We start from the raw sequence: 19,759 nt of genomic DNA on the forward strand, positions 1-19,759 counted from the left end.
CCCGGCTAACTAGCATCTGGACAAGTGAGTCACTACCGTCTAGACATGCGCGTCGAGATGATCACGAAGGAATACCCGCCGGAGATCTACGGAGGTGCCGGTGTGCACGTCGCAGAGCTCGTCACAGCCCTGCGGCAGAATATCGATGTACGGGTGAGAGCCTTCGGGTCCCCGCGGGAGGAGGCCGGTACTTTCTCGTACCAGGCGCCCTCAGAACTCGCCTCCGCCAATGCCGCTCTGCAGACGCTCGGCACCGATCTCGAGATCGTGGCGGCGATCTCCGACGCCGATCTCGTGCACAGCCACACCTGGTACGCGAACTTCGCGGGACACCTCGCCTCGCAGCTGCACGGCATCCCGCACGTGCTCACCGCGCACAGTCTCGAGCCCCTGCGTCCGTGGAAGGCCGAGCAGCTCGGCGGCGGGTACGCGGTGTCGAGCGGCATCGAGAAGCTCGCATACGAGAATGCGGCGGCGGTGATCGCGGTCAGTGCCGGCATGCGCGAGGACATCCTGCGCAGCTATCCCTCCGTCGACCCCGCTCGGGTGCGTGTGATCCACAACGGCATCGACGTCGAGCGGTGGCGACCGGTGCAGAACCCCGCGTTCCTCGAGTCGGTCGGCATGGACCCTGCTCGACCGTCTGTCGTGTTCGTCGGCCGGATCACGCGCCAGAAGGGGCTGCCGTACCTGCTGCAGGCCGCTCGTCTGCTGCCTCCGGACGTTCAGCTCATCCTCTGCGCCGGGGCCCCCGACACTCCGGAGATCATGGCGGAGGTGCAGGAGGGCGTGCGACTTCTCCAGCAGACCCGCGAAGGTGTCATCTGGATCGATCGGATGCTGCCGCGCGACGAGCTCTCCGCGATCCTCACGGCGGCCACGACGTTCGTATGCCCGTCGGTGTATGAACCGCTGGGCATCGTGAACCTCGAGGCGATGGCGTGCGGTGCCGCCGTCGTCGGCACGGCCACCGGCGGCATCCCCGAGGTCGTCGACGACGGCGTGACAGGGCGTCTCGTGCCGATCGAGCAGCTGCAGGACGGCACAGGGACGCCGGTCGACCCCGAGCGCTATGTCGCCGACCTCGCGAGCGTGCTCACCGAGGTGACATCCGATCCGGAGCAGGCTCGCGCCTACGGTGCGGCCGGTCGGGAGCGCGCGCGCGACGAGTTCAGCTGGGATGCGATCGCCGACACCACGCGCGCGCTCTACGCGGAGCTGACCGCCTGAGCCGATAGGCTGGAGGCATGTCGATCGCCTTGGAATTCACCGACGTCGTCGTGCGCCGCGAGGGGCGCGACATCATCGATCACGTGACCTGGCAGGTCGATGATGATCAGCGGTGGGTGATCCTCGGACCCAACGGCGCCGGCAAGACCACACTGCTCCAGCTGGCGGACACGCTGATGCACCCGACCTCCGGAGCCGTCACCGTGCTGGGGGAGACCCTCGGTCGCACCGACGTGTTCGAACTGCGGCCCCGCATCGGATTCGCCTCCTCCGCCATGGCGAAGCGCGTGCCGCGCGACGAGACCGTCCTGAACACGGTGCTCACGGCGGCGTACTCCGTTCTGGGGCGCTGGAACGAGAGCTACGAGGACATCGACGAGCGCCGCGCGCTGCGTGTGCTCGGCGACTGGCGTCTCGACCACCTGGCTGATCGCACGTTCGGGACTCTGAGCGACGGCGAGCAGAAGCGCGTCCAGATCGCCCGGGCCGTGATGACCGACCCCGAGCTGCTGCTGCTCGACGAGCCGACGGCCTCGCTCGACCTCGGTTCGCGCGAGGAGCTGCTCGCGCTCCTGAGCGGCTATGCCTCGTCGCCGACGACACCCGCGATGCTGATGGTCACGCATCACGTCGAGGAGATCCCGGTCGGTTTCACGCACGTACTGCTCATGCGCGAGGGGCGCATCGTGGCAGCCGGGCCCATCGCCGAGACCCTGACCGAAGACTCGCTGTCGGACACGTTCGGCATGCCGATCGTCCTGAGCAGCGAAGAGGGACGCTACGCGGCCCGCGCGGCATCCTGACGCGGATCTGATAGAATCGATCCTTGGTGCACTCTGCACCGCAGACTTCCCTCGTCCCTGGCACAATCCAGGGCAGCAACTAAGGAATCCCATGAAGACTGACATTCACCCCGTGTACAAGGCAGTCGTGTTCCGCGACCTCGGCTCGGGCGAGACGTTCCTCACCCGTTCGACTGTCTCGAGCGACAAGACGATCGAGCTCGACGGCGTCGAGTACCCCGTCATCGACGTCGAGATCTCGTCGGCATCGCACCCGTTCTACACGGGCAAGCAGCGCATCATGGACTCGGCCGGCCGCGTCGAGAAGTTCAACCAGCGCTTCAAGGGCTTCGGCGGATCGAGCAAGTAACGACCACCGCCTTCGAAGGCCCCGTGTTCCTCGGAACACGGGGCCTTCGTCGTCTCATCCCGGTGGATCGCGGGGTCAGATGTCGATGATGATGCGTTCCCCGTCGATCCTGCTGGGCGGGTCGCCGGGAGCGGGCGCCGGTGCGGTGCGCTTCGTCTGGCGATCGCGCTCCATCCCGGCCTCGTGCGCCGACGGCATCCAGACCGCGTCGAAGGAACCACCCAGTCCGCCGCCTGCGCTCTCGTATTTCCGCTCGAGCGGCGCCTTCGCGTAGACGGCCACGATCACCACGACGATCGCGATCACGACGACGAGGAGGATCGCGATCGTGAGGAGCATTCCGAGTGTGTCGGCCATGGAACCAGGCTATGCGGCTCCTGCCGCCTCGGCATCCGTCTGCAGGAGGATTCCGGCGGCGATCCTCAGCGGATGCGCCGCCCGTGCGCGAGGTCGATCAGGTGCGTCAGGACGGGGCCGGATCGCACGCCGTTGTGCTCGTGCTCGCTCGTGACCCACAGCTCGACGCCAGGAATCAGTCGAGCGGTCTCGAGCGAGAACTCCATCGGGACGTAGACGTCGTTCACATAGACGGCCGCGGCACCTGTCGCACCAGACGCGGCGATGGCGACCTCGTTGTAGATCTGGGGCCATTCGAAGTCTGCCAGCGCGAGTGCGACGTCACGCCACGGCCGGAAGGCGGGCACCGTCTCGGTCCATTCGCGGCGGATGTGCTCACCTGTGAACAGGGTGACGTCATCGCGGAAGTCCTGAGGCTCTGTACGCTCTGCCGACCACCGAGTGGCGTGCCCGTTCGCATAGCTCGACTCGTGGAACGCGAAGTAGAGCGGGTTGCGGCCGCCGTACGGCATCGCGTGCATCAGATCGTGACGGAAGGCGTTCGACGCAGGGTCGCGCTCGAGCAGCGACCACACGGTCTGCCACCCGTCGTTCGTGCCGAGCGCCGAGCCTACGGACCGCAGTCGCGACGGCGAGACCACTTCGCCGTCCGGCAGCACGATGTCGCCCGCCGCGGCCCGATCGACCAGGCGGCGCATCACCACGCGGTGCTCGGGGAACCTGCGGTAGTACTTCTCGGACGCGGCGCGCATCTTGTCGTAGCAGAGGGCGTAGACCTCGTCGGGGTGCCGGTTCACGGTGCTGAGCCCGCCCGTGATGAAGACATCGGCGAGCGAGTCCGCATCGGTCGACAGGTAGGCCAGGGTCGTGAATCCACCGAAGGACTGACCGAGGACGCTCCACGTCTCTGCGCTGAGGTGCTCACGCATGGCCTCGCAGTCGCGGACGATCGAGTCGGCGCGCAGATGCGTCAGGTGCTCGGCGACCTCGTCGGAGCCGCGCTCGAGATCGGCATCGCCGACCGGTGTCGAGAGTCCGGTGCCTCGCTGGTCGAGCATCACGACCCGATAGTGCGCGAGCGCCTCGTCGAGCCACGCGGGGGAGGACGAGGCATGGAACGGCCGAGGCGCCTCGTGTCCGGGACCGCCCTGCAGGAAGACCAGATAGGGGAGACGTTCACCCCCTTCGCGTGTCACGACGCGCGCGAAGATGTCGATTGTGCGGCTGTCGGCCGCATCTCCCCAGACGAGCGGGACGGTCAGCGTGTGCTCTTCGACGGTCAGATCGAGGAGGCGGCGGATGGTCGTCGTCATGTCACATCACATTCCCGATGTAGGAGTACTTGACGAAGACCTCCGAGGCGATGTCCGCCTCCTGGAGCACGCCCTGCACTGCGTTCATCATGTAGTTCGAATCCCAGCCCATGTAGAGATGGTGTGTCGCGTCGAGCTGATCCCATTGACCCTTCCAGGCCATCGATCGGTAGATCGGGCCGCCGTGGGCGGCGCAGTACGACACGGCGGCGTCGCGGGTGTCCGTCCACGCGCGACGGAAGACGCGGTTGAAGAGATGCTTGACATCGAAGACCTCCCAGCGCTCTCCGCGGTACTCGACGTACTCGAACTCGCGCTCCCACCCGGCGGGCCAGCCGCGCCGGCGTACCGCATCGAGGATGGGGGTGAGCCCGTCGTCGTCGATCTCGGGCAGCGCGGGGCGTGCCCAGATGCTCAACAGATCGGATGTGAGTCGGATCGTGCGCTGAGAGATGGCCGCTGTTCCCCACACCTCCGTGTCTGCGAGAGCCCTGGTCTCGGCGACGGTGCTGCGTGCGTACGCAGCGTCGCGTTTCACGGGGTAGGACTCTCCGAAGACGCGCTCTGCGAGCGTCTGCTCGAGCAGGGTGAGATTGCCGAGCGTCGGGGCGAGTGCGCGATGTGCGTTGCGCTCGTCGTCCGAGTAGTCGATCCACGGCCGCCGGCCGTCGCCCGACCAGCTGTCGCTGGGGACGGTGGGCACGATGTGCTCCACATCGAACTCGTCCGGGTCGTCGACGCCCTCGAGTCGCCCGAGGACATAAGCCGGATGCGGTAGCTCGCTGTACTTCAGGACGGCGCTGACACGCTCGTCCGACGGCGTGATCCGGGCGAACGCGCGCGCCAGAGCCTCTCGACCGTTCACCCTGGCGCGACAGAGTCTCGCGACCAGTCGCTCGTTGGGCAGGTTCACGAGCGTGCGGCGGAGGTACATCGTCTGGATCCACTCGAGCGTCTCGATGAGCTCGTCGCGACCGATGATCCCGCGGGAGTGATCGCTGCAGACGCTGAGGACCAGCGGGTACGAGGCGCGACCGAAGGTGTTCACGTAGCGCAGCTGCCGCGCGATCTCGGGGTCCTTCTCGAGCGAGGGATCGAGCAGGATGCCGTAGATCTCGGCGTAGTGTCGCCAGACCTCGGCATCCGCCTGCAGATGATCGATGTCGACGCGAGGGAAGGAGTGGCGGAACGCGCTGTAGACGCCGTGCTCGCCGTTGGCTGCCACCTCGCGGCCCGTCGTCATCACGAGATAGTGCCGCCAGAACGCGCCGATGGCCTCGCCGGTGTGCTGTTCGATCGGCAGCCAGAACCGCGCCTCGACGTCGAGCTGCTCTGCGTGGGTCAGCCCCATCAGCATGTAGTTGTGGATGAGCTCGTGATCGCGCAGCGGCTCGCCCGTGGAGTTGAGACTCTCGAAGATCTGCTGCGCGTTGGCGGCGGCGCCGAGGGTGATCGAGACGTGCTCGAGCTTCTTCAGCCCGGCCCAGATCTGCGGCGCCTCGTCGGCGTGCACCTGGCTGCGGAAGAACGCGTAGTTGTCATCGAATCGCGACTCACGTTCGGCGCGGACGTCGCGCTCGAGCACCACGGATTCATACAGCTCAGCCCACGCGTCGTGAGGGCGCAGCTTGGTGCGCATGGGGTCTTCCGGTCGCACGAGCACTCGATCGAGGTCGGCGGCGAGCAGGGGATCGGAGTCCTGAACCGCATGCCGGAGCGCTGCGACCAGCAGCATCAAGGTCGTGATGCGCTGCTGACCGTCGATCAGCACGAGGTCGGTGTCGGCCTCGCTGTCGTCGGCAGCCGAGAGGATTGACCCGATGAAGTGACGGTGCGACGAGTCTTCGCGGGCGACCGCACGGACGTCGGAGAGCAGCTGCTCGCAGCCGCCGATGTCCCACCGGTACTGACGCTGATACACCGGGACGACGATGGTCGTGGAGTCCTCTGCGAGCCACTCGATCGTGTTGACAGCTGTCGCCTCGACGTTGGTCGCAGTGCTCATGCTGGTGTCTCGTCCTCCCGTAACGCCCGGCGCCGAGGAGTCGCCAGGCGCCCGGTTCAGTCTATTCGCTTATTCACGGCGCCCCGCGGCGGCGCTCCAGAGGTGCCCTGTTAGGCTTGCCTTATCAGGGCCTGTTAAAACGTGCTGGCCCCCGATGAAAGGATCTGGTTCAGATCATGGGATACATCAAGTCCGCCGCGCTCGAAGACAAGGGCTTCGTCGTTCTCGACAGCTACAACCAGGAGCTCGACCCCAAAGAGTGGCTCGACATCGAGTACAACGACTGGAAGTCGTCGGGTGACACCCGCTTCGCGCCGCTCGCCAGCGCCAAGGGTGAGATCGAGTGCAACGGCTTCTGGAACCACAAGCCGCCGCGCACCGACAAGGACGGCGTCTGGATCGACTCGCAGACCGCGAAGGCTCCGAACCTGACGCGTCGTGCGCAGGAGCCCGGCGCCAATGTCGGTCGCTGCCGCGTGATCGAGCTGCAGCCGACCCCGTACGGCGAGTGCCTCTACAACCTCCACCAGGACGACAACAACCGTCTGAACCCCGACGGCACCGGCTGGGTCGTACGTGGCTTCTTCAACCTCAGCGACGACAAGGACAGCTTCTTCGTCCTGCGCGAGAACCGCACCGACCCCAGCATCGAGTACCGCATCGCGCTGCCGGCAGGCGCTCAGCTCATCGTCGACACGCAGCGTCTCTGGCACGCGGCGACCCACGTGGGCACCGAGCCGCGCTACTGCCTCATCACGTCCTGGACGTCCGGCCCGGAGCTCGACGCCTACATCGAGAAGTACAACGGCACGCAGGATGTCCCCAACGTCGACGTGCCTCAGGACGTTCTCGAGGCGGGTTACGCCGAGCAGGCGCGCCGCGACGCCGCTCGCGCCGCCTACTACGCCGCGAAGGGTCAGCAGGTCAAGCAGGCCATGAGCGAGGCGTGATCCTCGCCTGATCCACGGCCGTTCACGGTCTGAAGGCCCCGGTCCTGTGACCGGGGCCTTCATCGTGTGAATCACATGCTTGTTATTTCGCCTGGTCTGGGCGAGAATAGCCCCACAACCGCATATTCACGCCAGTTCTCGTTGTTTCAGGTCGTTGGGGAAGACGCACCTGATGAAACGGAGAGATCATGGCGACGGCTTACGCACGCGGAGTGGTGTTCATCCACTCTGCACCTCGCGCGCTCTGCCCGCACCTCGAATGGGCGGTAGGACGCGCTATCGGTCGTGCAGTGAACTTCGACTGGAGCGACCAGCCGGTGCTCGACGGTGCTCGTCGCGCCGAGTTCTACTGGGACGGCCCGGTCGGCACGGGCGCGGCTCTCGCGACCGCCATCCGGGGCTGGGAGCATCTCCGCTTCGAGGTGACCGAGGACCCGACACCGCGCAGCGACGGCGGTCGCTGGCTTCACACACCCGACCTCGGCATCCACTATGCGCAGACGGATGCTGCGGGCAACATCGTCATCGGCGAGGATCGCATCCGCTACGCCATGGAGATCGCCGCCGGCAGTGCGACCGAGTTGCAGCGCGAGCTCGACATCGCCCTGGGCTCCGCCTGGGACGAGGAGCTGGAGCCGTTCCGGCATGCGAGCGACGACGCTCGTGTGGTCTGGCTGCACAAGGTCGGCTAGGCGGCCACACAGACCTGGAGCGGGAAGGCGCGAGTATCGGATGCCGGTGAGCGATCCCGGACGCTGAGAAGGCGTATTCCCGTTCCACACATGACGAAGACCCCGTTCCGCACTTCAGGGACGGGGTCTTCGTCTGTCAGATGACGGCCGAACGGGGCATCTCGGCACGGGCCGCGGTGCCCCCGGACATGACGTCGTCCCAGGCGAGCCGCAGTCGATCCATCGCCTCGGCCGTGCGCTCCGGTGGCAGGGCGATCGGGATCCGCAGGCGCCTCTCGAGCACGCCACCCGTCGAAAACCGTGGCCCCGGCGGGAGGATCAGCCCGTGATCGCGCGCGGCCAGCGACAGCGCGGTCGATACCGGGGCGCCCAGGTCGAGCCAGGCGGAGAGGCCGCCGCTCGTCTGAGGCATGGAGATCGCCTCGAACGATCTCAGCCCCGACGCCACGGCGTCACGACCGGTCTGCAGACGTGCCGCGACGTGCGCGGTCAGCGCCGGCATCTCCGTCAGCAGTTCGACGGCGATGCACTGTTCGAGCAGTGCCGTGCCCAGTTCGAACGACGGACGGGTGGCGAGCAGGCGGGCCATCACCGAGCGGTCGGCCCGGATCCAGCCGATGCGCATGCCTCCCCAGGCGATCTTCGACATCGAGCCCAGGGTGATGATCTGCGGGCTGAACGCCGAGAACGGAAGCGGGGCCCAGCCTCGATCGATGTCGAGCTCCGCGGTCGTCTCATCGACGATCAGATGCGTGCCGACGCTGCGCGCCGTCGCGGCGATGCGTGACCGCTCTGGGTCCGAGAGCGTGGCCCCTGTGGGATTGTGGAAGTCGGGGATGAGGTACGCCAGATGAGGGCGCCCGCGCAGCAGTGTCTCGGTGAGATGACGCTCATCCCATCCGGTCACGTCCACCGGACTCGGCAGCAGCCGATAGCCGTGGCGGTGGAGCGCCTCGAGCGCGTGGGGGAAGGTCGGCTGCTCGACGAGTGCGCGCTCTCCTCGGCGGCCGATGGTGGCGAGTACCAGGTTCAACGCGTTGAGGGCGCCGGAGGTGATCATGATCTCGTCGGCATCCGTCGGCACTCCCCGCTCCCTGAAGCGCTGCGCGACGGACTCTCGCAGCTCGGGAAGGCCGCGCAGTGAATAGCCACTGGTGCCGCGCATGGCCGCGAGCCGGGGGAGCGAACGCACTGTCGCGTCGTACAGCCCCGGCGTCGAGTCCATCGACGCGATCGACAGGTCGATCGCCGACTCGTCTGGTGAGCCGTCCGTTGCGGTGGCCGCGTGCGGCAGAGTCACGCGGGTGCCGCCCCCGTGCAGGCGCGAGACGTAACCGTCGGCCTCGAGGAGGTCGTAGACGCGGGTGGTCGTGGAGCGTGAGCGTCGCAGCTCGAGTGCGAGTGCTCGCTCGCTCGGCAGCCGTTCGCCCACGGTGAGTCGACCGTCGAGGATCAACGCGCGGACATGCTCTGCGAGGGCCTTGGCTGTGGCGCCCGCGGCGTTGTGGGCACCGAGCTGTTGGACGAGCCGTGAGGTCATGTCTCCAGCATGCCGCAAAGTGGCCTGAAGAAAGCAGGCCACTTCTCGCCGAGTGGTCTCGTCGACTGGACGCATGACTGGGCCAGCATGGAGAGATGCAGCTTCGTTCCCTCTTCCTCCCGATCAGTGCCACCAGTCGACGCGACGTCGTCGAGCGTGTCGCGCAGCTGCTGGTCGGGCTCTTCCTCTACGGCGTCGCTCTCGGTCTGATGGTGCGTGGCGGCATCGGCGTCGCGCCGTGGGACGTCCTCGCGCTCGGCGTCTCCGGGCAGACGGGGATCGGATACGGCGTCGTCACCGTGCTGGTCTCGGTGCTCGTGCTGCTGCTGTGGATCCCGCTGCGGCAGCGTGTCGGTCTCGGCACCGTGCTCAATGCACTGCTCGTCGGACCCAGCGCCGACCTGGCTCTCGCCGTCATTCCCGCGCCGCCGTCGATCTGGGTCGGCGCTCCGATGCTCGTGGCCGGGCTCGTGCTGCTCGCGTTCGCCACCGGGCTCTACATCGCAGCGGACTTCGGCCCCGGCCCGAGGGACGGCCTGATGACCGGGCTCGTCGGCCGTACCGGCTGGCCGGTATGGCTCGTTCGCACACTGATCGAGGGGAGTGTCCTGCTGGTCGGCTTCCTGCTCGGCGGGCCGGTGGGCGTCGGAACCGTGCTCTTCGCCTTCGGCGTGGGTCCGCTGATCGGCTGGTTCCTGCCGTGGACCACCCGCGTCCGCGCGGCGAGGTCACGGCAGCTCTCGCAGGTGACCGCACACTAGACCTAGACCGGCAGAGACGAGAGCGGCCCCCGGGTAGTACCCGGGGGCCGCTCTCTGTCGTCGCTGCGTCTCAGTCAGCGCTCGCGAAGACGGCGACGGCGTTGTGGCCGCCGAAACCGAAGGAGTTGCTGATCGCGTAGAGCTGGCCGTCGCCGAGGGGCTGCGCCTCGCCGGAGAGGCGGAACGGCACCGCCGGGTCAGGCTCCGTCATGTTGATCGTCGGCGGGGCGATCCGGTCGCGCAGCGCGAGCAGCGCGAAGATGGCCTCGAGCGCGCCCGTGCCGCCGAGCAGATGGCCGGTCGACGCCTTGGTGGCCGAGACGGGGATCTCATCGATCCGCTCGCCGAAGACCTTCTTGAGCGCGACGTATTCGTTGGGGTCTCCCACGGGCGTCGACGTCGCGTGCGCGTTGATGTGGGCGATCTGGTCGGCGGTGATGCCGGCCTCATCGAGCGCCTGCGTGACGGCGCGTGCGGCGCCGGTGCCCTCGGGGTCGTTGCCCGTGATGTGATACGCGTCGGCGGTGACGCCACCGCCGAGCACGTAGCCGTAGATCTTGGCACCGCGTGCCTTGGCGTGCTCCTCGGTCTCGAGGATGAGAGCGGCTGCACCCTCGCCCATGACGAAGCCGTCACGGTCGATCGCGCCGGGACGCGACGCGGTGGCCGGGTCGTCATTGCGGCGGGACAGAGCCTGGGCCGAAGCGAACGATGCCATCGTGATCGGGTGGATGGCAGATTCGGTGCCACCGGCGATCACGACGTCGGCAAGACCGTCCTGCAGGTGGTGGAAGGCATGGATGATCGACTCGGTGCTGGACGCGCAGGCGCTGACGACGGTCTGCGCGTATGCGCGAGCCTGGAACTGCAGCGACAGGTTGCCGGCCGCGGCGTTCGGCATCAGCATCGGGACGGTCAGTGGCATCACACGGCGGGGGCCCTTCTCACGCAGGGTGTCCCACGCGTCGAGCAGGGTCCAGAGGCCGCCGATGCCGGTGGCGAAGTCGACTCCGAGGCGCTCGGGAGCGACCTCGGGAGAACCGGCATCCGCCCAGGCCTCGCGTGCCGCGATGAGCGCGAACTGGGAGGAGGGGTCGAGCCGCTTCGCCTCGTGGCGGGGCAGGACCTCTTCGGGGCGGACGATCGCCTCGGCGGCGAAGGTGACGGGCAGTTCGTACTGCTGCACCCAGTCGTGCTCGAGGGTACGGGTGCCGGACTTTCCTGCGAGCAGGTTCGTCCAGTTCTCGGGAGCTGTCCCGCCGATGGCGGACGTGGCGCCGATGCCGGTGACGACGATGCGCTTGGTCATGTGTGGTTCCTTGTCAGGCGGGTCGAGCAGAGAGCGGGCAAGGCGGAGGATGCCACCCCCCGACGGTGCGGGGGTGGCATCCTTCGAGGATTACTCCTGGCCTGCGACGATGAAGTTGACAGCGTCGCCGACGGTCTTGAGGTTCTTGACCTCGTCGTCGGGGATGGTGACGCCGAACTTCTCTTCTGCGTTGACGACGATCGTCATCATCGAGATCGAGTCGATGTCGAGGTCGTCGGTGAACGACTTCTCGAGGGCGACCTCGGATGCGTTGATGCCGGTCTCGTCGGTGATGAGCTCTGCGAGGCCTGCGAGGACCTCATCGTTGGTGAAAGCCATGTGGTCTTCCTCTTTCTTGCGGGTTGTATTCGGAACCGTGGAACAGTCTAGGGAAAGTCGGCGCGTTCTCAGGGGAGGACGACGACCTGAGCGGCGAACACGAGTCCGGCGCCGAAGCCGATCTGCAGGGCGAGACCGCCCGAGAGCTCGGGGTGCTCGGCCATCAGACGGTGGCTAGCGAGCGGGATGGACGCCGCCGATGTGTTGCCGGTGGTCTCGATGTCGCGCGCGATCACAGTGGACTCCGGCAGCTTCAGCTGCTTGGCGAACTCGTCGATGATGCGCATGTTCGCCTGGTGCGGGATGAACGCGGCGATGTCACCCGGCTCGACGCCTGCCTTGTCGAGTGCCTCGCGGGCGACCTTCGCCATCTCCCAGACAGCCCAGCGGAAGACCGTCTGTCCTTCCTGGCGCAGGGTCGGCCACGGCACCTCGCCGTCGCGGAACTCGGTGAGGGTCGCGTTCATGCCGACCGCGTCGGCCTTCGACCCGTCGGATCCCCACACCGCAGGGGCGATGCCCGGCGTGTCGCTCGGTCCGATGAGGGCTGCTCCCGCGCCGTCGCCGAGCAGGAACGAGATGCTCCGGTCGGCCGGGTCGACGACGTCCGACAGCTTCTCGGTGCCGATCACGAGTGCGTAGCGTGCCGCTCCCGACCTGATCAGCGCGTCTGCCTGCGTGATCGCATAGGCGTAGCCGGCGCAGGCCGCGTTGACGTCATAGGCGGCAGCGGGGTTGGCACCGACGCGGTCGGCCACGATCGCCGAGACCGACGGCGACTGCTTCGGGTTGCTGATGGTGGCGACGATCACGAGATCGACCTGGTCGGCGGGGATGCCGGACTTCGCGATGGCCTCCGCGCCGGCGATCGCGGCGAGGTCGATCGCATCCGTTCCCTTGTCTGCCCGCACGCGGGTGACGATGCCGGTGCGCTGACGGATCCACTCGTCGCTCGAGTCGATCGGCCCGATCAGGTCGTCGTTCGGCACGGCGTTCTCGCCGCGGGCTGCACCGAAGGAGTAGATCCGCGTGTAGGCGGGACCGGTGATCTGGTTCAGGATGGGGCTCATGCGGCTTCTCCGTTCAGCAGCGCGACGGCCGCATCGAGATCTTCGGGGGTCTTCACGGCCACGGACGGGATTCCGCGCAGTCCGCGCTTGGCGAGACCCGTGAGAGCGCCGGCGGGCGCGAGTTCGATCAGACCGGTGATGCCGTGGTCGGCGAACGAGGTCATGCAGAGGTCCCACCGCACGGGCGATGACACCTGGTCGACGAGGTAGCTCAGGGCCTGTGCTCCGTCGGTGACGACGGATCCGTCGCGGTTGGACCACAGCGTGATCTCGGGGTCGGCCGGAGCCACCGTCGCGACCGCGTCGCGCAGGGCGGCGACGGCTGGCGCCATGTACGACGTGTGGAACGCGCCGGCCACCTGCAGCGGGATCACGCGCGTGCCCTTGACGGGTTCGGAGGAGAGGGCGTCGAGCCCTGCGAGCTCACCGGCGACGACGAGCTGGCCGCCGCCGTTGTAGTTGGCGGGGGAGAGGCCGAGCTCGGTGAGACGTGTGAGGACCGTCTCCTCATCGCCCCCCAACACAGCGCTCATGCCTGTGGGGGTCTGTGCCGCCGCGTCGGCCATGGCGCGACCTCGGATTCCCACGAGTCGCATGCCGGTCTCGGCGTCGATCACGCCGCTGCCGACGAGTGCGGCGATCTCGCCGACCGAGTGTCCGGCGATTCCGTCGGCTCGACGACCGGCACGTCCGCTGAGGGCGTCGGCCGCGATCAGGGATGCGGCGACGATCAGAGGCTGAGCGATGCGCGTGTCGCGGATCGTGTCTGCATCCGACACCGTGCCGTGCTGCTGGAGGTCGACCTCTGCCGCCTCGGAGAACGCGGCGAGGGTGTCTGCCACACCGTCGAGCTCGAGCCAGGGGGAGAGGAAACCGGGGGTCTGCGAGCCCTGTCCAGGGCATACGACGACAATCACAACCCCAGTCTGCCAACGATCTGCCCTGAGTGGTGGATGATCCATCACAAGATTCGAGAAAACCCTTGTGTGTGGCGTACAGCTGATCGGTGCACGGAGTGTCGAGGGCTGATCAGCGCGACGGACGTCGCAGGGGAGCCCGACGGCGGACCTGCTCTGCTGCGCCGATCGAGCCGAGGATGAGCGCGGTCTGAAGGATCAGAGCCTCGCGAGGACCCGTGGCGTCCCAGCCGATGACCTCGCTGACGCGCTTCAGGCGATAGCGCACCGTGTTCGGGTGCACGAACAGCTCGCGGGCGGTCGCCTCGAGGGAACGGCCGTTGTCGAGGTAGCTCCAGAGGGTGGTCACGAGATCGGTGGAGTGCGCCTGCAGCGGTCGGTAGATGCGCTCGATCAGTGTCTGCTTGGCGAGCGGGTCGCCCGCGAGCGCGCGCTCGGGAAGGAGATCGTCTGCGTCGACCGGGCGAGGAGCACTGCGCCAGGCACGGGCGACGGCGAACCCCGCAAGGGCCGCGCGAGCACTCTGGCTCGCGTCGACGAGCGCGGCGACCGCAGGGCCGAGCACGACGTAGCCGGGGCCGAACGACGGCTCGAGACGCGTGGCGATCTCTTCGAAGCCGAGTTCTTCCTCTTCACCTTCGACGGGCTCCTGGCCTGCGACACGCGCACGGCCGATCACGAGCACGAGTCGGGATCCCTGCACGCCGATGAGCACATCGACCGCGAGCTTGCGCGCTGTGCGACGTACGAGATCGACGTCGAACTGAGGGGGTGTCGTGCCGACCAGCACAGCGACCTCTCCATGACCGTGCCAGCCCAGGGCGGCGATCCGGCTCGGCAGCTCTTCGTCCGCTTCGCCGGTGAGGATGGAGTCGACGACGAGTGCTTCGAGCCTGGCATCCCACAGGCCGCGCGCTTCAGCGGCTCTGGCGTAGACGTCGGCCGCGGCGAAGGCCACGTCGCGTGAGTAGAGCAGGATCGCCTCTCGGAGATCCGCGCCCCGTCCGGCGACGCGCTCTTCGGTCACCTCGACGGTGACCCGGATGAGCTGCAAGGTCTGCTGCAGACTGACGCTGCGCAGCAGCTCTCTGGGTGCGGCCGCGAAGATGTCGGCGGCGATCCATGGCGTCGACGTCGGATCCTCGTACCACTGGATGAACGACGTGATGCCCGCCTGAGCCACCAGCCCGACCGCAGAGCGGCGGGCTGGTGGCATGTCGGCGTACCACGGGAGGGTGTCCTCGAGCCGCTTGATGGTCACCGAGGCGATGTCGCCCGAGATCCTGCGCAGCCAGGTGAGCGTGGCGGACTTGTCCATGCCGCGCGAAGAGGAACCCGTCACCGATGGCTCAGCTTTCGCCGCCCGCATTGCCGCTGGTGCCGGCGTTCACGTCGTGCAGGCTGTACTTCTGGATGGCCTGCGCGGCGAGCGAACGGTCGACGACCCCGTCTTCGGCGAGCGACTGCAGCGTGCGGACGACGATCGACGGGCCGTCGATCTTGAAGAAGCGACGAGCGGCTGCACGCGTGTCGGAGAAGCCGAAGCCGTCGGCGCCCAGCGTGGCGAAACGCTGCGGGACCCACGGACGGATCTGGTCCTGCACGGCGTGCATGAAATCACTCACGGCGACGACCGGACCCTCGGCGCCCTGCAGCTTCTGCGTGAGGTACGCGGTGCGGGGCTCCTCTTCGGGGTGGAGGAAGTTGTGCTCGTCGGCGGCGAGGCCGTCGCGGCGCAGCTCGGTCCAGGATGTGACCGACCAGACATCGGCGATCACGCCCCAGTCGTTCTTCAGCAGCTCCTGTGCCTCGAGTGCCCAGGCGAGTCCGACACCCGACGCGAAGAGCTGTGCGCGGGGGCCGTCTCCTTCGCCGACCGACACGCGGTGGATGCCGCGCACGATGCCGTCGACGTCGACATTCTCCGGCTCCGCGGGCATCACCATCGGCTCGTTGTAGAGCGTGATGTAGTACATGACGTTCGGGTCTTCGTGGTTGCCGCCGTACATGCGCTCGAGACCGGAGCGCATGATGTGCGCGATCTCGTAGCCGTAGGCAGGGTCGTACGAGACCGTCGCCGGGTTGGTGGCCGCGAGCAGGTGCGAGTGGCCGTCGGCGTGCTGCAGGCCCTCACCCGTGAGGGTGGTGCGGCCGGCCGTGGCTCCCATGATGAACCCGCGGGCCATCTGGTCGCCGGCGGCCCACTGGGCGTCACCCGTGCGCTGGAATCCGAACATCGAGTAGAAGAGGTAGACCGGGATCAGCGGCTCGCCGTGCGTGGCATACGAGGTGCCCGCCGCGGTGAACGCCGCGAGTGCGCCGGCCTCGTTGATGCCGACGTGCACGATCTGACCCTGCGGGCTCTCCTTGTAGGCCAGGAGGAGCTCACGGTCGACCGACGTGTAGTGCTGGCCGTTCGGGTTGTAGATCTTCGCCGAGGGGAAGTACGCGTCCATGCCGAACGTGCGGGCCTCGTCGGGGATGATCGGCACGATGCGGTGGCCGAAGTCCTTCGAGCGCAGCAGATCCTTGAGCAGACGGACGAAAGCCATCGTCGTCGCGATCTCCTGGGTGCCCGAGCCCTTCTTGGGCAGCGCGTACGCCGCGTCGTCGGGGAGCGACAGGCCGACGTGCGTCGAGCGACGCTCCGGCAGGAAGCCACCGAGGGCGTTGCGACGTTCGAGCATGTACTGGATCGTCTCGTCCTGGGGACCCGGGTTGTAGTACGGGGGCAGGTACGGGTTCTCCTCTAGCTGCGCATCCGTGATCGGGATGTGCATCGCGTCACGGAACGTCTTGAGGTTGTCGAGCGTCATCTTCTTCATCTGGTGGGTCGCATTGCGGCCCTCGAAGTGCGGACCCAGGCCGTAGCCCTTGACGGTCTTGGCGAGGATGACGGTGGGCTTGCCCTTGTGCTCGGTCGCGGCCTTGAACGCGGCGTAGACCTTGCGGTAGTCGTGTCCACCGCGCTTGAGGTTCCAGATGTCGTCGTCGGAGTAGTCCTTGACCAGGGCAGCTGCGCGCTCGTCGCGGCCGAAGAAGTGCTCGCGGACGTAGGCGCCGGACTCGGCCTTGTAGGTCTGGTAGTCACCGTCAGGGGTGACGTTCATCAGGTTGAGCAGAGCGCCCTCGGTGTCGCGGGCGAGCAGGTCGTCCCACTCGCGGCCCCAGACGACCTTGATGACGTTCCAGCCGGCGCCGCGGAAGAACGACTCGAGCTCCTGGACGATCTTGCCGTTGCCTCGCACCGGTCCGTCGAGACGCTGCAGGTTGCAGTTGACGATGAAGGTGAGGTTGTCGAGGCCCTCGTTGGCTGCGACCTGCAGCTGACCGCGGCTCTCGACCTCGTCCATCTCGCCGTCGCCGAGGAACGCCCAGACGTGGGATTCGGAGGTGTCCTTGATGCCGCGGTTCTCGAGGTACTTGTTCGACATCGCCTGGTAGATGGCGTTGATCGGACCGAGGCCCATCGAGACGGTCGGGAACTGCCAGTACTCCGGCATCAGACGCGGGTGCGGGTACGAGGGGATGCCGTACGGCGCGTGCGACTTCTCCTGGCGGAATCCGTCGAGCTGGTCTTCGCTCAGGCGGCCCTCGAGGTAGGAACGGGCGTACGTGCCGGGGGAGGCGTGGCCCTGCACGAAGATCTGGTCTCCGCCGCCCGGGTTGTCGAGACCCTTGAAGAAGTGGTTGAAGCCCACCTCGTAGAGGGCGGCCGACGACGCGTAGGTCGAGATGTGTCCGCCGACGCCGATGCCGGGGCGCTGTGCGCGGTGCACCGTGACGGCCGCATTCCAGCGGATCCACGCGCGGTAGCGGCGCTCGACCTCTTCGTCGCCCGGGAACTCGGGCTCGTTCTCGGGAGCGATCGTGTTGATGTAGTCCGTGGTCGGGACCATCGGCACGCCCAGGTGCAGCTCCTTCGAGCGCTTGAGCAGGCTGAGCATGATCTCGCGGCCACGGCCGTGACCCTTCGCGTCGACGAGCTCGTCGAGCGACTGCTGCCACTCGCCCGTCTCCTCCGGATCGCTGTCGAGGGGGCCCTGGGAATACGGATCCTGGTCGTGCACAGTCACGGGGGAGCCTTTCGTCAAGCTGGCAGGTCATGCCATTGAAACGGGAAGCGACGCGGGCAACCTTGTCGGTTGTACACAACGCGTGCCGCCCTCAGCCTATCCCCCTTCAACGACATCGGTGCGCATCGGGTCATCTGTAGACTGGAGGGCACCAGGGCCTTTAGCTCAGCTGGTAGAGCGCCACGTTTACACCGTGGATGTCGTCGGTTCGATCCCGGCAGGGCCCACCCCCCAAGAGTCGCGATGTCAACTCATCGCGACTCCGGTACTCTCGGCGCATGGCCACCGCAACGACGCAGACCCCGAAACGCGAGGCCTTCGGCTCGCGCAATGTCTTCATCCTCTCTGCGATCGGCTCTGCCGTCGGACTGGGAAACATCTGGCGATTCCCCTACGTGGCGTACGAGGGCGGTGGCGGAGCGTTCCTCATCCCGTATCTCTGCGCGCTGCTGACCGCCGGCATCCCGCTGCTGTTCTTCGACTACGCGATCGGTCACCGGTTCCGTGGCTCGGCGCCGCTGGCCTTCCGTCGGATGCACCGGCGGGCGGAGCCGCTCGGCTGGTGGCAGGTTCTCATCTGCGTGATCATCGCGGTCTACTATGCGGTCATCATCGCGTGGGCCGCGATGTACACCTGGTTCTCCGCTCAGCTGACCTGGGGGCCGGGCAACGAGAACGACTTCTTCTTCATCGACTTCCTGCGCTCGGCCGACGTCGCCGAGGTCGGAGTCTCGACCGAGTTCGTGCCTCAGGTCGGGCTGCCCCTCGTCGCGGTCTGGCTGATCGTCATCGTGATCATGGCCCTGGGCGTCAAGCGGGGCATCGGCCGGGCCAACATGATCCTGATGCCGCTGCTGACGGTGATGTTCGCGATCCTCGTGGTGCAGTCGCTGTTCCTGCCGGGCGCCATGGACGGCCTGAACGCGTTCTTCACCCCGAACTGGGAGGCCCTCGGTGATCCCGCGGTATGGGCCTCGGCCTACGGGCACATCTTCTTCTCGCTCTCGGTCGCCTTCGGCATCATGGTGACGTACTCGTCGTACCTGAAGCGCAAGACCGACCTCACCGGCTCCGGCCTGGTGGTCGCCTTCGCGAACTCGGGCTTCGAGATCCTCGCGGGAATCGGCGTGTTCGCCGCACTCGGCTTCATGGCACAGGCGCAGGGCACCGAGGTCGCCGGCGTCGCGTCGTCGGGTATCGGCCTGGCGTTCATCGCGTTCCCGACGATCGTCTCGCAGGCGGCCGGCGGATCGATCATCGGCGTCCTGTTCTTCGGAGCGCTGGTGTTCGCAGGCATCACCTCGCTCATCTCGATCCTCGAGGTCATCGTCGCAGCCCTCCAGGACAAGCTCGGCTGGGCGCGCATCCGCACGACCCTCACGGTGTCGATCCCCCTGGCGATCGTCTCGATGGCGCTCTTCTCGACGACCACCGCGCTGTCGGTGCTCGATACGGCGGATGCGTTCGTCAACGCCTTCGGCATCATGGCGGTCGCCCTCGTGGCCGTGATCGTCGTCGCCTGGCTGCTGCACAAGCTGCCGGCGCTCGTCGATCACCTCGATCGCCGGTCGAGCTTCCGCGTCGGCCGAGTATGGATGCTGCTCGTCGGGGCGCTCGCACCGCTTGTGCTCGGCTACCTGCTCGTCACCGAACTGATCTCGAAGATCTCCGAGCCGTACGGCGGTTACCCGGGATGGTTCCTCGCCGTCTTCGGATGGGGCATGGTGATCGCGCTCGTCGCGCTCGCACTGCTGCTGTCGGCGCTGCCCTGGAGCGGTCGCTCGCACGCCAAGGATGATCCCGAATACGACGAGTTCCTCACCGAGGAAGACTACGAACCGGATGCCGAGACGTCGTCGATCCCGATGATCACGACTCCGGAATCGGGTGCGACGGAGAAGGGAGCGGGCGCATGACCACGACAGCGATCGTCATGATGATCATCGCGATGGTCACGATCTGGGGTGGACTCGTCACCGCGATCGTGAACCTCGCTCGTCACCCCGAGGCCGCGGACTCGGAGCCCTCTCCGCCCGTCGAGCTCTGAC

The 19,759-nt window shown here is 67.2% G+C and carries 18 protein-coding genes and 1 tRNA gene; 9 read left to right on the forward strand and 10 right to left on the reverse strand.

The genetic code is table 11. The features are described from left to right. Positions 1-45 precede the first annotated feature (45 nt). From glgA to QMA07_RS13705, 3 genes are all read left to right on the forward strand, one after another. On the forward strand, positions 46-1,230 hold the full coding sequence (gene glgA, locus QMA07_RS13695; protein ID WP_290162753.1) for a glycogen synthase: 1,185 nt from the start codon (positions 46-48) through the stop codon (positions 1,228-1,230). Positions 1,231-1,247: 17 nt separating this feature from the next. Next, on the forward strand, positions 1,248-2,033 hold the full coding sequence (locus QMA07_RS13700) for an ABC transporter ATP-binding protein (RefSeq protein WP_290162755.1): 786 nt from the start codon (positions 1,248-1,250) through the stop codon (positions 2,031-2,033). Positions 2,034-2,124: 91 nt separating this feature from the next. Continuing rightward, complete coding sequence (locus tag QMA07_RS13705) at positions 2,125-2,382, forward strand: type B 50S ribosomal protein L31 (RefSeq protein WP_042537536.1); 258 nt, start codon at positions 2,125-2,127, stop codon at positions 2,380-2,382. Positions 2,383-2,457: 75 nt separating this feature from the next. Here the strand turns inward: QMA07_RS13705 and QMA07_RS13710 are convergent, their stop codons facing one another. The 3 genes from QMA07_RS13710 to QMA07_RS13720 all read right to left on the reverse strand — a co-directional run bounded on the left by QMA07_RS13710 (position 2,458) and on the right by QMA07_RS13720 (position 6,057). Next, on the reverse strand, positions 2,458-2,739 hold the full coding sequence (locus tag QMA07_RS13710) for a hypothetical protein (protein ID WP_290162758.1): 282 nt from the start codon (positions 2,737-2,739) through the stop codon (positions 2,458-2,460). 65 nt (positions 2,740-2,804) lie between these two features. After that, complete coding sequence (locus QMA07_RS13715; RefSeq protein ID WP_290162760.1) at positions 2,805-4,052, reverse strand: alpha/beta fold hydrolase; 1,248 nt, start codon at positions 4,050-4,052, stop codon at positions 2,805-2,807. A gap of 1 nt (position 4,053) precedes the next feature. Continuing rightward, on the reverse strand, positions 4,054-6,057 hold the full coding sequence (locus QMA07_RS13720; RefSeq protein ID WP_290162762.1) for a DUF262 domain-containing protein: 2,004 nt from the start codon (positions 6,055-6,057) through the stop codon (positions 4,054-4,056). Between the two features lie 176 nt (positions 6,058-6,233). Here QMA07_RS13720 and QMA07_RS13725 point away from each other — a divergent pair, with 176 nt between their 5' ends. Continuing rightward, the gene (locus tag QMA07_RS13725; RefSeq protein WP_290162764.1) at positions 6,234-7,007 is read left to right on the forward strand and encodes a hypothetical protein; all 774 of its coding nucleotides are present in this window, start codon (positions 6,234-6,236) and stop codon (positions 7,005-7,007) included. 188 nt (positions 7,008-7,195) lie between these two features. After that, on the forward strand, positions 7,196-7,699 hold the full coding sequence (locus tag QMA07_RS13730) for a DUF3145 domain-containing protein (RefSeq protein WP_053096393.1): 504 nt from the start codon (positions 7,196-7,198) through the stop codon (positions 7,697-7,699). Positions 7,700-7,835: 136 nt separating this feature from the next. Here the strand turns inward: QMA07_RS13730 and QMA07_RS13735 are convergent, their stop codons facing one another. After that, complete coding sequence (locus tag QMA07_RS13735; protein ID WP_290162768.1) at positions 7,836-9,239, reverse strand: PLP-dependent aminotransferase family protein; 1,404 nt, start codon at positions 9,237-9,239, stop codon at positions 7,836-7,838. 95 nt (positions 9,240-9,334) lie between these two features. Here QMA07_RS13735 and QMA07_RS13740 point away from each other — a divergent pair, with 95 nt between their 5' ends. Further along, the gene (locus tag QMA07_RS13740) at positions 9,335-10,000 is read left to right on the forward strand and encodes a hypothetical protein (RefSeq protein ID WP_290162769.1); all 666 of its coding nucleotides are present in this window, start codon (positions 9,335-9,337) and stop codon (positions 9,998-10,000) included. Between the two features lie 70 nt (positions 10,001-10,070). Here the strand turns inward: QMA07_RS13740 and QMA07_RS13745 are convergent, their stop codons facing one another. The 6 genes from QMA07_RS13745 to aceE form a co-directional block, all read right to left on the reverse strand. Next, a complete protein-coding gene (locus QMA07_RS13745) occupies positions 10,071-11,309 on the reverse strand; it encodes a beta-ketoacyl-[acyl-carrier-protein] synthase family protein (RefSeq protein WP_290162771.1) in 1,239 nt (412 codons plus the stop codon). A 90-nt stretch (positions 11,310-11,399) separates the two neighbouring features. Further along, positions 11,400-11,648, reverse strand: a complete 249-nt coding sequence (locus QMA07_RS13750) for an acyl carrier protein (RefSeq protein ID WP_017202249.1) — start codon at positions 11,646-11,648, stop codon at positions 11,400-11,402. Positions 11,649-11,716: 68 nt separating this feature from the next. Then, complete coding sequence (locus QMA07_RS13755; protein WP_290162782.1) at positions 11,717-12,718, reverse strand: beta-ketoacyl-ACP synthase III; 1,002 nt, start codon at positions 12,716-12,718, stop codon at positions 11,717-11,719. Further along, positions 12,715-13,635 carry an ACP S-malonyltransferase gene (locus QMA07_RS13760; protein ID WP_290162784.1) on the reverse strand — a complete coding sequence of 307 codons (921 nt, stop codon included), beginning with the start codon at positions 13,633-13,635 and terminating at the stop codon, positions 12,715-12,717. The genes QMA07_RS13755 and QMA07_RS13760 overlap by 4 nt, the downstream gene beginning before the upstream one ends. 112 nt (positions 13,636-13,747) lie before the next feature. Beyond that, positions 13,748-14,953, reverse strand: coding sequence for a PucR family transcriptional regulator (locus QMA07_RS13765; protein WP_290162786.1), 1,206 nt, complete (start codon positions 14,951-14,953; stop codon positions 13,748-13,750). Between the two features lie 31 nt (positions 14,954-14,984). Next, a complete protein-coding gene (gene aceE / locus QMA07_RS13770; RefSeq protein ID WP_290162788.1) occupies positions 14,985-17,711 on the reverse strand; it encodes a pyruvate dehydrogenase (acetyl-transferring), homodimeric type in 2,727 nt (908 codons plus the stop codon). Positions 17,712-17,865: 154 nt separating this feature from the next. On the opposite strand from aceE, the gene QMA07_RS13775 reads away from it, so the two are divergent. The 3 genes from QMA07_RS13775 (at position 17,866) to QMA07_RS13785 (ending at position 19,758) form a co-directional block, all read left to right on the forward strand. Then, positions 17,866-17,938: transfer RNA gene (locus QMA07_RS13775), tRNA-Val, on the forward strand. A gap of 51 nt (positions 17,939-17,989) precedes the next feature. Continuing rightward, complete coding sequence (locus QMA07_RS13780) at positions 17,990-19,627, forward strand: sodium-dependent transporter (protein WP_290162790.1); 1,638 nt, start codon at positions 17,990-17,992, stop codon at positions 19,625-19,627. After that, positions 19,624-19,758: a methionine/alanine import family NSS transporter small subunit gene (locus tag QMA07_RS13785; protein WP_290162792.1), complete on the forward strand. Its 135-nt coding sequence runs from the start codon at positions 19,624-19,626 to the stop codon at positions 19,756-19,758. Before QMA07_RS13780 ends, QMA07_RS13785 begins: the two co-directional genes overlap by 4 nt. Position 19,759 lies beyond the last annotated feature (1 nt).

It is taken from the genome of Microbacterium sp. APC 3901 (assembly GCF_030407765.1).
Classification (GTDB): domain Bacteria; phylum Actinomycetota; class Actinomycetes; order Actinomycetales; family Microbacteriaceae; genus Microbacterium.